The sequence below is a fragment of the Fodinibius saliphilus genome, assembly GCF_005869845.1.
Taxonomy (GTDB): Bacteria; Bacteroidota; Rhodothermia; order Balneolales; family Balneolaceae; genus Fodinibius; species Fodinibius saliphilus.
In genome coordinates, this window is the sequence record NZ_VAWF01000004.1 from 1 (window position 1) to 12,351 (window position 12,351).

A 12,351-nucleotide genomic window follows, 5' to 3' on the forward strand; every position below is an offset into this window, starting at 1 on the left:
CAATATCGACAAACTGCTTGGCAACTCCGCCGTGATGCTTAGCCATTACCGTTGTAATAGCAGCTGTCAAGGTTGTTTTCCCGTGGTCAACGTGACCAATCGTTCCTATATTTACGTGCGGCTTATCTCGCTGAAATGTCTCTTTTGCCATGGCTAAATGAGTTTACAGTTAATTGTTAAATAATCATCCTTGTAATAATTATAACACATCGTGAGCCGTTAGTCGGAATTGAACCGACGACCCCTTCCTTACCATGGAAGTGCTCTACCCCTGAGCTATAACGGCTTTTGGGTGCGCTCCCCGATAAGGGGATGAGCGGGCGACCGGAGTCGAACCGGCAACATTCACCTTGGAAGGGTGACACTCTACCAATTGAGTTACGCCCGCTTATTGTGGGGGGAGCAGGATTCGAACCTACGAAGTCTCACGACAACAGATTTACAGTCTGCCCCAGTTGGCCGCTTTGGTATCCCCCCGCGTCATCAATATGTCAAAAAAATATTCGACCTGACAGAGTAGATCAAATCTCGATTTTCTTGAGAGCCAACGGCCGGATTCGAACCGACGACCGGCTGTTTACAAGACAGCTGCTCTACCCCTGAGCTACGTTGGCTTATCGAGATAATAACTTTCTCTACCGCTGATTTCTTTCGAAGATCAGCCTCTGGTCGAAAGACTCGAAAACTAAGTACTGTTTACATTTTTGTCAACACTGAATTCAAAAATAAATTCTTTTTCTTCAAAAGAGATCGTTCTAACCAAAAAGTGGCTTCATTTGCGATAGTAATAGATCCCACCCCGAACAATTATAAATAAAACGATACCAGCCAATATAATTTTCCCATACAATGAAAGATAATCTCCTATGACCTTCCAATTCTCGTGCACGACCCATCCAAAACCAAGCAAAATTCCATTCCATAGAATAGAACTTATAGCAGAGCTAATAACTGTGGGTGTTATCCGGGTATGACTCAAACCGGCCGTCAACGAGATAACAGATCTCGTACCCGCTAAAAAACGATTTGCCAGTACCACCCCCATGCCCCAACGCTGCATCCATGATCGCGTCTTATTAATATACTTCAACGGGATAAAACGAAGCAACCAGATCCGTTTATTATTTAGCTCTATCTGCGTACCCCATCGGCTTCCAATCCAGTACATACTCATGAAACCCAAAACTGAAGCTATAGTTGTTAACAGTAGCATAGGAACCAAGCCAATAACTGACTCCGCGGCCAGGTACCCCCCAAACGCTACCAGCACGTCACCTGGGATAGGTGGTATCACATTTTCAAAATAAGCTACTAAGAAAAAAACTGTGTAAATACTCAGCGGCGGCAGGGCATTAATAAGGTCAACAAACTCTTGAATAAAATTCTCAACCATATTACTAAACCTCCTCAATCAGTACTACAGCCCGAGAAGATATCCCTTGTTCGCGCCCTTCAAATCCAACCCCTTCAGAAGTTGTTGCCTTAACAGATATCTGATCCAGATCTATTTTAAGGTCTTTAGCTATACAGCTACGCATCTCTGAAATATGCGGCGCAAGTTTGGGCTGCTCAGCCACCACCGTGGCGTCAATATTGGAAATTATATATCCCTCTTTTTTGACCAGCCCGGAAACTCTTTTCAAAAGAATTCGACTATCAACTCCTTTATACTTTTCTTCAGTGTCTGGAAAATGCTGGCCAATATCTCCCAAAGCGCAAGCACCTAGCAGGGCATCAGCAATGGCATGCAGCAACACATCCGCATCGGAGTGACCAACCAATCCTTTTTCATAAGGAATTTTGACCCCCCCGAGAATCAACGAATAGCCCGCCTCAAGACGATGTACATCATACCCGTAGCCAATACGCATTTTTTATCCTGTCTTTTTTTCAATTAACATACGAGCAATATCCAAATCCAAGGGATAAGTAATTTTAAAGTTGGTTTGACTCCCTTTCACTATTCTTACTTTGCGCCCCAGGTACTCAACCAACGAAGCATCGTCGGTGCCTGAGAAGCGATCCCTCTTAGCTTTCTCGAAAGCCTTAACAATAACGTTTTTGTGAAAAACCTGAGGCGTTTGAGCCTGCCACAAAAAGTTTCGGTCGGGCGTTTCTTCTACAAATTGACTGTCATCAACCCGCTTGATAGTATCTTTCGCCGGCACCCCCAATATGGCAGCACCAGAACGCTGTGCCTCCTTACAGCATTCAACAATCCGTTTTGCCTCGACAAAGGGCCGAACCGCATCATGAATCATAACAAGATCAACATCTGGCAACACAGCTAAGGCATTGCGGATAGAATCTTGTCTCTCATCACCTCCGGAAACAGAATACCCTTTTACATCTTCAGGCAATACCTTATCAAGAATGGTATTCGCATGGCTAAGATACTCATCTGAAGTAGCTACTACTACTTGAACCAACCCATCCAACGATAGAAATTGACGAACAGTATGCTCTAAGATGGTGGCTCCCGACAACTCTAAAAAAGGCTTGGGAGTCTCTTTTTGCATCCGACTTCCCGACCCGGCTGCCGGAATGATGAGAGATTTTGTAGTCACTATTTTGTTATATAATCAACATTGAATCGCCAAAGGCAAAGAAGCGATAATCGTTCTCTTGAGCTTCTTCATAAGCTTCCATTATAAAATCATAGCCCCCAAAAGCTGCACCTAACATCAACATTGTAGATTCAGGGCGGTGGAAGTTGGTAATAACTCCTTCCGTAATTTTAAAGTCATATGGCGGAAAGATAAACTTATCGGTCCAACCGGTACCCGGCTTAGAAATTCCACTGGCTGTTATACTAGTTTCGATAGTACGAACTGCTGTTGTACCACATGCTACAACCTTATTCTCTTCACTGGCCAATGCTTCATTTATCTTTTCAGATGTTTCTTCAGAGATATAATAGTTTTCTGAATCTGTTCTGTGTTTTGTCAGATCCTCGACCTCGCACGGTCGAAATGTTCCCCATCCTATATGCATAGTTATTGGTAACATTTGCACCCCTTTGTCTTTTAGTTTCTCAACCAATTCATCGGTGAAGTGCATAGCCGCAAAAGGTGCTGCAACCGAGCCTCGCTCTTTTGCAAATATTGTCTGGTACTGCTCTTTATCTTCTTCATCTGCTTCTCGCTCGATATATGGGGGCAATGGCATCTCACCGATATTATCCAAAATATGGTAAAGGTCTTCATTCGTCCCTTCAAACAAGAATCGGATTGTACGCCCCCGAGAGGTTGTATTATCGATCACTTCGGCCATTAAGTTCGGGCCAAAATAAAGCTTGTTCCCAATCCTAATTTTACGAGCAGGTTCAACAAGCACATCCCACAACATATTTTCAGGCACCAACTCACGAAGCAAGAAGACTTCAATATCGGCATCAGTCTTCTCTTTTTTACCTTTTAAGCGCGCCGGAAAAACCTTGGTATCGTTATAAACGAGCACATCGCCCTCGTTCATATATTTATGAATATCGGAAAATTTCTCATGAGAGATTGTCTGTTCCTCCCGATCCAAAACCATTAATTTAGCCGCATCTCTGGGCTGAACGGGTTTTTCGGGAACATTATAATCATCTGTATCAAACTTAAAATCGGTAAGTTTCATTATCGAACTACTGCCTTTTATTTGGTTTTATGAACCAGCATTTTTGTTGGATTGAAAAGCGTTCCAAATATACTCGATTTTAGCCCGCAGGACAAGTGTCATTATTTAAGTTCTAAAAACCACCTCTACTACACTGCCCAATCCTCTCTCAACAAATCAATATTTTTTTAAAAAACCTTACCAATACCCAACAATACATCGGGCAACTACAACTTAATAAAAAATAAAACCTTTATAGAAACCGTTAAGTCCATACAAGACCAAAGCAACCTCTTTATTGTAGCTTAATACTTTATTATATTTTGTTACTGCTGAAAACATTATTTTAATGTTAGGCACTTAACCAATATTGGTATCAATTATGAAGAACACCTCTTATATATCTGTTATCACGCTGTGCTTATTATTTGTATTTAGTTTAAGCATTGTTTCACATGCACAACTCCGTGATCAACAAACCAGTTCAACTGATCTAATGGGCCCTGTCGTAAAGGAGAACCCCAGCAAAGGTGCCAACTTCAGCAATCTGTTTAATATGCAGATGAACCACTCATACTCTATGAATTTTACCAGCTGGGGTGGACAGTTCCAAAACTTGAATGCGTATACAAACACAATGCAGTTCTTCTTTTCAGAAGATTTAACCGGACGGGTTGATTTACAGGTTTTGCACTCTCCTTTCGGAAACAGCTTTATGCCTAACAATAATGCTGGCATGGATATGAAGTTTTTAATCCGAAATGCGGAACTTAATTACAAGATTAGTGATAAAAGTAATATCAGCATTCATTTCCAACAGGTCCCCAGCTATGGTATGAATCCGTGGTCTTCTGGCTTATACCGTAATTCTTATAACTCTCCTTTTAATGATCCAATTTACGATTGACAACACAAATAAATGAGTCCCAAAAACAGCGAATCTCATTCTTTTGCACTTAATGCTGTTATCGGCTTTTTAAGCCTGCTATTGGTATTACTTCTTTTTGGGTTGTTTACCCGCATAATCTATCCCCGAATTGAAAATCAACGGGCAAAAGATAATACGGACCTCATTGGCGATGTCATCCAGCTAGAAGTTTTAAACGGATGCGGTGTCGCCGGACTTGCCAATAACTTTACCTCTACTCTACGTAAAAATGGTTTTGATGTAGTAGAAACGGGCAATTTCAAGAACTTTGATATGCAACATACCGTTGTAATAGCACGAAATTTTGATTCAGAAAACGCTCATCGCGTTGCCGATGCCCTGGGCATTGCCCCAGAGAATATTTTCATAGAAGCATCTGAAGATTATTACTTAGACGCTACCGTTGTAATTGGATCCGATTACCAATCTCTCAAACTCAAATAATACTATATGACCAACAGCTCTCAGAAAGCAGACCAACAATTCTCTACTGTCGATGACAGTAAAACGGCTGACGCCGATAAATTAATTGATGTAATTACAGAGGCCCTGTTAGATAAACAGGCAGAAGATATTGTCGTTCTAGATGTTAATGGCCTTACTACCCTTGCTGACAAGTTTGTTATCTGCCATGCACAAACCGATGTTCAAATTAAGGCTATCGCAGATAATGTGAATGTAGAAACTAAAGAACAACTTGGCGAAGGGGCTTGGAAAGAAGAAGGTAGAGAAACACGACGCTGGGTAATTCTAGATTATGTAAATGTAGTCGTACATATATTCAAAAAAGAACTCCGTGAATACTACGCTCTCGAACGAATGTGGAATGATGCATCAATCCGAAAAATTGAAGATGAATAATTAAAAGTTGTGAAATTTATCTACCTGTCAATCATCACTCTTATTACTGTAGCCGGTTGCGCTTCATCTTCTAATAATAAAGAAGATTCTCCTGAAGAATACGAACACCTTGTAACTCTACAACAACCCAATGAAATACCACACGAGAATGCTACCGTATATATTGATTCTGTAAAAAAAGTAAGTACTGTCAAGGGGCCTGCCCTTTTAATTAGTGGTACTTTTCCTGATGCCTGCACCCAACTTCACGAAACGACTCACAGTGTAAATGAAGATCATCTATCATTAGAGATAACAGCGTGGAGAAATCCTGAAACCATGTGCGCACAGGTATTGACTCCTTTCAATTTTATTTTTGATAAGTTTTCTGAGAAGCAACTTTCCAATCACTCAACTATTATTGTAAACGGTACTGAATATAGTTATTGATCATGGCGAAACGCGTATTAGTTACTGAGCCAATTATACCTTCGGTTATAGAAGAACTACAAAAACACTTTACAATAGATGTAGGAGAGCGAGGTCGCTACAATTCCGAAGAACAGCTTAAAAAAGATATTTCTCCCTATCATGCTATTCTTCCGATGCTTTCAAACCCCATCACTCAAAGTGTATTATCGGAAGCAACCAACCTCGAAGTAGTAGCAAATCATGCTGTTGGTTATAACAATATAGACCTGGAGGCTGCAAAAAAGCACGGTATTAAAGTAGCCAACACACCCGGGGTGTTAACGGATTCTTGTGCAGAGTTTACCCTTGGATTAATGTTGGCAGTAGCCCGGCGTTTTTATGATGCTCAACAATACCTGCTAGATGGCAAATTTGAAAGCTGGGAACCATTGGGGTTTCTGGGCATGGAATTAAAGAATAAAACACTTGGCATCATTGGAATGGGACGCATAGGACAGGGGGTGGCAAAACGTGCTCGTGCAATGGGGATGAATATTATTTACCACAATAGGAACCGGGTAGAAAAAAAGACCGAAAAAACATTAGAAGCTACCTACTACTCCTCTCATAAAAAACTAGCTGAAATCTCTGACTTTCTAACTCTTCATTGTCCTCTCACAGAAGAAACCCAACAGCTTATTGATGCTGAAATACTATCCATAATGCCAAACCATGCTATCCTGATCAATACTTCACGTGGTCCTGTGGTAGATGAATCAGCTTTAGCAAATGCATTACATAATAACTCAATTGGGGGAGCGGCACTTGATGTGTTTGAAAACGAACCGGAAGTACATCCCAAGTTGCATAGCGCCCCCAATTGCCTGCTTACCCCCCACATGGCCAGTGCCAGCTACAAAACACGTGAGGATATAGGTATGCTTTCGGCAAATGCTATCATTAAAGTGCTTAACGGAAAACCCATTTCCGAGATTCCCAACTTGATTCAGCCCTAATTTCGGTTCATATTCAGTTATCTGCTGAACTGAACTATCTTTTATGAATAATTTTCTGGATACCAACCGGCTCAACCATCTTTTGGGATGGACCCTCTTGGGGCTCCTACTCACTTTACTGGTACTAGAAGGATGGCGATATGGTGTAAAACCCTCCGAAGTACAGAATGAAGAAATTATAGAACAAAGCCTCACCGAAGCATCTAACTTCTTTCTTTCTAAACAAAAACAGTTACTCAGTGATACCGAAAGTTTAGCAGCAACGCTTCAGCGCTTATTACAAGAACGTGCTAGAGAACGACTACATAGTACAGTTAACCAATTTCCACAATTCTGGAGTACTGCCTTATATCAAGCAGAACAACCTATTGTTTGGAATGGTTTTGCGCTTAGAAACGAACAAGCTTCGTCACTAACCCAAGACCAAAAGGAAGGAAGCATATCTCTTCAAAAGCACAATAATGTCATATATTGGCAATTCCATGTCCCCTTTAGCGTACAAGACAGTTCTGGAACAACAAATTACAACCTACTAACTACCTATAGGGTTCGTCAGAGTAATCCTCTTCCCATAGGTGATCGCAATGAATTTAATTTGTTCAACTCTGAGGAACTATCATCCGCTTACCCACTCAGTTTCACAATCTTTAGCTCTCCATCTGCTGATTATGTAGCAAGCCAACCGCTTAAAAACGTAGAAGGTGACTCGGTTGGATTGGCTTACGCTACAGCTGAAAAGTTTGAACAGACACAAAAAGAGTGGCAGCAGGGTACCCGGTTTTGGCGCTCTGTATTTGCCTTGTTTAGTTTTGTCATACTTAGCTGTTTACTATTCTGGGCAGCAGATCGACTCTCCTTATGGCAAGGGTTATTCCTACAGCTTTTATTTATTGGGATAGGCTGGGGCATATTATACTATACTAACATGTTAGCTTACTGGGTTTTAACACTTTCTGGTTTATCTGTTGAAAGTTCAGGAGCTATGGTAGAAAGTCTTAGCTTTACTTGCACAAATGCCCTCTTTTCTTTTATCAGTGCCGTCACTATTGCAAGAAAAATTAATCGAATTCAAAAACGGGTAGGGCCTGATTCCTATTTAAGTTCCATACTATTCGCCAGTATAGCAGGAGGTATTAATGCCTTTGGCATTCTTAGTGTTTTTAACCTCTTATACTATGATAGCTTAGCCAGCAAAATCCCTCTGCTCGACTTACAGATACTACCCCAATGGGGAACCATTATTCTCTATCTTGCTATGGGTACTACTGTGCTTGCATTAGCAATCGTCATTGTTACATTTAATCGTCTTCTTCTTCGAGCGACTTCCGAGCATTTTAGACTTACAGTTACCATACTGTCTGTATCATTGATCATAAGTGTGTTTTCAACATCCCTTATCTTGCCATTAGGGTTACCATTGGATACAATTTTTGCTATCACATTTCTAAGCTTTTGTCTAATACTCGGGGTTTCTATTCTTTACTTTCGCTATAGGCAGTGGGTTTATGAAATGTCTCAGCTCCGAAAAGCTATTATAGGAAGTTTTATCATTGCCGGCCTTTGTATCCCTGTACTCTACGAAGCCTCATTAAATAACGTAGATAAAAAACTATTTGAAACAGCCCAAGACTATGCAAAAAAAGATGACCCGCAGGCCGAAAAGCTTACAAAAGATATTCTTACTGCTCTTGAAAAACAGTACCGTGATATATCTACAACAGAGCTAGAGGAAAGTCGTTCGGCCCTGCAAGCCCGCTTTACCCAGACCATTCAAGATTTTATATCCCCGGAATGGAATACCTATTCTTTTAACCTACAGCTTATTGATGGAGCAGGAACTCTTATTGCTGACTACGCAACTGACCTAAATTCTCCCAACTGGACTCAGATCTATAATATCCCTACCCTAAAAAGCGTTACTGACATTGAGCAGATAACAAGGTCATCCCTCCATCCTATAGTGCAACGCCCACAACTTGTAAATCAACAAGATTATCACACTTTTTATCGGGGATGGATCCCAGTTTTTGGAAACTCCGGAGAGACTCCTATTGCTTGGATCTTATGCTCTATTTATAAGGAACGGCCCGAATTTAACAAACCAATACGGGCTGTTATGGCTTCACTAACCTATGAAGACTGGAACAAAGCTTACCTGATGCAAAAATATGAAGAGGGTGAAATAATCAATTCAACCCATCAAGGTTATACCGGAAACTTGCATTCTTCCCGAACATTAGAAACCTCCGAAGTTCAGGCGCTACAAAAAGATTCCCTTATTTATATTAACAAAAAAACCCCCGAGTATAATTACAGGACATTATTATGGAAAGTCTCTGAAGACGAAACTATTAAAATCAGTACCACCCTATCGGATTATCGTGTCATTTTATTCACCTTTTTTCGATTTAGCTTTATACTGCTAGTTGCCAGTGGTCTTTTAATGACCATAAGACAGGCTATCATTCCAAACAGTAGTTCGTTATTAAGTCAAGACAAGCGATTTCAAGATCGTATCCTTGATACTTTTCTTCTGGCTACCCTGGTATTTCTTATTTTCCTGATTGTAACCTCGCACTATGCAATTAAACAACAAAACCAAGATATCGTAAAACAAGAGCTCTTCGATAAATTAGAAAGTCTATCGACCACCGTTGCCTTAAACCAAAACACATCTTCTAACAGCGTCTCAAATCGCACCTACTCTCTTGATACATTTACCTCTGCTCTCAATGTAGACGCCAGTTTTTATAATGAACGTACTGTTTCAGAGACTACGACCCCACAGATATATCAACAACATCTTTTACCTTCAGCTTTACCCTACAATATATATGAGAAGCTGTATAAAGAACGGCAAACCGATGTATTTTCAACTGTCACTTTAGCTGACCAGTCACTCCTTATAGGATATCGAGCCATTTTTGATAAGCAAAACGATCCTATAGGTACCATAGCAATACCAACATTTCTACAATCTCCTAAATATGACCAGCAACTATTAGAAACTACCAGCTATCTCATTCTTATATACCTGTTTGTTTTTGGATTATTTATTCTTGCCTCTACCCTCATCTCTAAAGGACTAACCCGCCCTCTTTTTTATATTCAGCGTGGTCTTAATAAAATATCAGCCGGTAATCTGGATACCGAGATCCCAGTCACAAGTAATGATGAAATTGGGAACCTTGCCCATGCTTATAACAATATGGTCTCGCGGCTCAAAAAACTGCAAAAAGAATTAGCTGCTGCCGAACGCGAAGCTGCCTGGAAAGAGATGGCCCAACAGGTTGCACATGAAATTAAAAATCCGCTCACACCGATGAAACTCAACGTACAACACCTTGAGCGACAACTCAAAGACGGTACACAAAGTCCGGAAAAACTTAAAAAGAAGATTCAAAAAATTACGGCTAATCTTATTGAGCAGATTCAGTCTCTAAATAATATAGCATCTGACTTTTCAAAATTTTCTCAACCCCTTGATGATAACTTTGAAAAGGTAAATATTGTGGAAATTGCTTCATCAGTAGCAGACCTTTATGAGCATGACGAGGAAGTAAGTATTAACCTAGAATCTGAAAGTGATACGATCTACATAAAAGCCATAAAAGATGAGCTTAAGAGGGTACTCATCAACTTGGTTAAAAATTCTTACGAGGCTATAACCGATGATAAAAAAGGGGAAATCATTCTTCGTATCTACCATCAGAAGCAGCATGTCTTTGTAGAGATTGAAGATAATGGAATGGGTATTGAGGAAGAAAATCGTGACAATATTTTTGTTCCCAACTTCTCTACAAAATCCAGCGGTACAGGACTTGGACTAGCCATCTGTAAAAAAATAATAGAGGCTCATGAAGGGAGTATCAGCTTTGCTTCGGTTGAAGGAGAAGGTACAACCTTTGTTATAAAATTACCTAAAAACTGATCAAATATTTGAGGTTTCCCCTCTTTATATCAGATTAGACACGCCAACCTTGGTTCATTAAGGCATCAAGTATTTCAGTTTTTCTTACCCTTACTATTCCACTACTTTTTTTGTACCATTAGCGATTATTTAGGATTGATCTTTTTACTGCCAAAACAGCAAAGCCTTTTCTCTGCAGATGCTCTCTTATTTTAGATCTCAAAAACAACAAATTCGCGAAGAAGCAGGCATGACCCTAAAGATTGGGCTTCCTGTAATCATTGCCCAGCTGCTACAGATGTCAATGAATTTTGTGGATACCGTGATGGCAGGTAACCTATCTGCCGAAGATTTAGCAGCGGTAGCCGTCGGCGGAGCTATATTCATTCCCTTTATGATGTTAATTGCGGGTATCCTGATGGCCATCACCCCTATTGTTGCACAACTTGTGGGAGGGCGCAACCTCAAAGAAATTGGGGTCAATGTTCGCCAAAGTCTTTGGCTCTGTCTTATTCTTGCCCTGCCGGTATTCTTCCTGATTCGAAACCTGGAGTTTGTGATGCACTTTCTGGATGTCACTCCTTCCATCATTCCCATAGCACAAGGTTATCTGGATGCCATTTCATGGGGCGTCTTTGGTATTTCAGGCTATATGGCACTGCGTTTTTTCAACGAAGGGATGTCCGTAACCCGCCCTGCCATGTATTTTGCACTCCTTGGTGTGTTTATCAACATTATCTTTAACTATATCTTTATGTACGGCAAGCTGGGCTTCCCGGAAATGGGAGCCATAGGTTGCGGCTATGCCTCGGCCGTAAACGGATATGTAATGTTTATGGGAATGCTTCTCTTTACTATGAAACACAAACCCTACCACCGTTTCGATATTTTCTCCTCTTTACGATTGCCAGAATGGAAATATCTCAAAGAGATTCTACAAGTAGGTATTCCCATCGGACTCAGCTCTACTATGGAAGTAACTATGTTTGCACTTGTCAGCTTGCTAATGGGTTCGCTCAGTGCTGTTGCTGTAGCCGGTCACCAAGTGGCTATTAACTTTTCTGCCATGACCTTCATGGTTCCCTTTGGACTCTCTACGGCTATTACTACCCGTGTCGGAAATGCCATCGGTAAAGGAAATATGCCTGAAGCCCGCCATCGCGGATATGTCGGAATTGGTCTTGCCACCTCTTTTATGTGTGTAACCGCTGTTATCATCTACCTTTTCCCGGATATTATTACCAGTATTTATACTCAAGACAAAGCCGTACAGGATGTAGCCATAAGCCTACTTTATATGGCTGCTATTTTCCAGATTTCTGACGGCTTGCAAGTAAGCGGATATGGCGCTCTCCGCGGACTCAAGGATACCACTATCCCAATGATTGTTAATTTTATTGCTTATTGGATGGTAGGCTTACCCTTGGGTTATTACCTCGGTATTATTCGAGATGTTGGTCCGCAAGGTCTTTGGATGGGACTTATCGCCGGTCTTACCATTGCTGCGATCCTTCACAACATTCGATTCTACATCCTTACGAAACAGTAATATTTTCAGTCTAACAATCGATTGTTCACTTTCCCTCCTCACCTTATCAATACTATTTTGTAAAAGAATTGAAATTGGGAATTTTTACCGCATAATT

The 12,351-nt window shown here is 40.8% G+C and carries 12 protein-coding genes and 4 tRNA genes; 7 read left to right on the forward strand and 9 right to left on the reverse strand.

The features are described 5' to 3' along the window. The 9 genes from FCN14_RS12895 to queA all read right to left on the reverse strand — a co-directional run. Positions 1 to 151: GTP-binding protein (locus tag FCN14_RS12895; RefSeq protein WP_246043186.1), on the reverse strand; the 151-nt coding region annotated here is incomplete at its 3' end. A gap of 63 nt (positions 152 to 214) precedes the next feature. Further along, positions 215 to 286 (reverse strand) — tRNA-Thr (locus tag FCN14_RS12900). Positions 287 to 315: 29 nt separating this feature from the next. Beyond that, positions 316 to 388, reverse strand: a tRNA-Gly gene (locus tag FCN14_RS12905). A 6-nt stretch (positions 389 to 394) separates the two neighbouring features. Beyond that, positions 395 to 477 (reverse strand) — tRNA-Tyr (locus tag FCN14_RS12910). A 65-nt stretch (positions 478 to 542) separates the two neighbouring features. After that, a tRNA-Thr gene (locus tag FCN14_RS12915) sits at positions 543 to 614 on the reverse strand. 158 nt (positions 615 to 772) lie between these two features. Further along, positions 773 to 1,393: a DedA family protein gene (locus FCN14_RS12920; protein WP_138431711.1), complete on the reverse strand. Its 621-nt coding sequence runs from the start codon at positions 1,391 to 1,393 to the stop codon at positions 773 to 775. A 4-nt stretch (positions 1,394 to 1,397) separates the two neighbouring features. Continuing rightward, complete coding sequence (gene ispF / locus FCN14_RS12925) at positions 1,398 to 1,871, reverse strand: 2-C-methyl-D-erythritol 2,4-cyclodiphosphate synthase (protein WP_138431712.1); 474 nt, start codon at positions 1,869 to 1,871, stop codon at positions 1,398 to 1,400. A 3-nt stretch (positions 1,872 to 1,874) separates the two neighbouring features. After that, positions 1,875 to 2,567 (reverse strand): 2-C-methyl-D-erythritol 4-phosphate cytidylyltransferase, encoded by a 693-nt coding sequence (gene ispD / locus FCN14_RS12930; protein WP_138431713.1) that lies wholly within the window; start codon positions 2,565 to 2,567, stop codon positions 1,875 to 1,877. Between the two features lie 7 nt (positions 2,568 to 2,574). Beyond that, positions 2,575 to 3,621, reverse strand: a complete 1,047-nt coding sequence (gene queA / locus FCN14_RS12935; protein ID WP_138431714.1) for a tRNA preQ1(34) S-adenosylmethionine ribosyltransferase-isomerase QueA — start codon at positions 3,619 to 3,621, stop codon at positions 2,575 to 2,577. A 361-nt stretch (positions 3,622 to 3,982) separates the two neighbouring features. Here queA and FCN14_RS12940 point away from each other — a divergent pair, with 361 nt between their 5' ends. The 7 genes from FCN14_RS12940 (at position 3,983) to FCN14_RS12970 (ending at position 12,254) form a co-directional block, all read left to right on the forward strand. Beyond that, positions 3,983 to 4,507, forward strand: coding sequence for a hypothetical protein (locus tag FCN14_RS12940; RefSeq protein ID WP_246043172.1), 525 nt, complete (start codon positions 3,983 to 3,985; stop codon positions 4,505 to 4,507). A gap of 12 nt (positions 4,508 to 4,519) precedes the next feature. Further along, positions 4,520 to 4,972 (forward strand): LytR C-terminal domain-containing protein, encoded by a 453-nt coding sequence (locus FCN14_RS12945; RefSeq protein ID WP_138431715.1) that lies wholly within the window; start codon positions 4,520 to 4,522, stop codon positions 4,970 to 4,972. Between the two features lie 6 nt (positions 4,973 to 4,978). Continuing rightward, on the forward strand, positions 4,979 to 5,389 hold the full coding sequence (rsfS, locus tag FCN14_RS12950; RefSeq protein ID WP_138431716.1) for a ribosome silencing factor: 411 nt from the start codon (positions 4,979 to 4,981) through the stop codon (positions 5,387 to 5,389). A 9-nt stretch (positions 5,390 to 5,398) separates the two neighbouring features. Then, on the forward strand, positions 5,399 to 5,818 hold the full coding sequence (locus tag FCN14_RS12955) for a hypothetical protein (RefSeq protein WP_138431717.1): 420 nt from the start codon (positions 5,399 to 5,401) through the stop codon (positions 5,816 to 5,818). Positions 5,819 to 5,820: 2 nt separating this feature from the next. After that, entirely contained in the window at positions 5,821 to 6,795 is a 975-nt protein-coding gene (locus FCN14_RS12960) for a 2-hydroxyacid dehydrogenase (protein ID WP_138431718.1), read from the forward strand. 43 nt (positions 6,796 to 6,838) lie between these two features. Next, positions 6,839 to 10,726: an ATP-binding protein gene (locus tag FCN14_RS12965; protein ID WP_138431719.1), complete on the forward strand. Its 3,888-nt coding sequence runs from the start codon at positions 6,839 to 6,841 to the stop codon at positions 10,724 to 10,726. A 178-nt stretch (positions 10,727 to 10,904) separates the two neighbouring features. After that, the gene (locus FCN14_RS12970) at positions 10,905 to 12,254 is read left to right on the forward strand and encodes an MATE family efflux transporter (RefSeq protein ID WP_138431720.1); all 1,350 of its coding nucleotides are present in this window, start codon (positions 10,905 to 10,907) and stop codon (positions 12,252 to 12,254) included. Positions 12,255 to 12,351 lie beyond the last annotated feature (97 nt).

Excerpts from the sequence above, each read along its gene's own strand:
- FCN14_RS12970 (WP_138431720.1), top strand. The coding sequence starts at position 10,905 with ATGCTCTCTTATTTTAGATCTCAAAAACAACAAATTCGCGAAGAAGCA.
- rsfS (WP_138431716.1), top strand. The coding sequence starts at position 4,979 with ATGACCAACAGCTCTCAGAAAGCAGACCAACAATTCTCTACTGTCGAT.
- FCN14_RS12960 (WP_138431718.1), top strand. The coding sequence starts at position 5,821 with ATGGCGAAACGCGTATTAGTTACTGAGCCAATTATACCTTCGGTTATA.
- FCN14_RS12965 (WP_138431719.1), top strand. The coding sequence starts at position 6,839 with ATGAATAATTTTCTGGATACCAACCGGCTCAACCATCTTTTGGGATGG.
- ispF (WP_138431712.1), bottom strand. The coding sequence starts at position 1,871 with ATGCGTATTGGCTACGGGTATGATGTACATCGTCTTGAGGCGGGCTAT.
- FCN14_RS12940 (WP_246043172.1), top strand. The coding sequence starts at position 3,983 with ATGAAGAACACCTCTTATATATCTGTTATCACGCTGTGCTTATTATTT.
- FCN14_RS12945 (WP_138431715.1), top strand. The coding sequence starts at position 4,520 with ATGAGTCCCAAAAACAGCGAATCTCATTCTTTTGCACTTAATGCTGTT.
- FCN14_RS12920 (WP_138431711.1), bottom strand. The coding sequence starts at position 1,393 with ATGGTTGAGAATTTTATTCAAGAGTTTGTTGACCTTATTAATGCCCTG.
- queA (WP_138431714.1), bottom strand. The coding sequence starts at position 3,621 with ATGAAACTTACCGATTTTAAGTTTGATACAGATGATTATAATGTTCCC.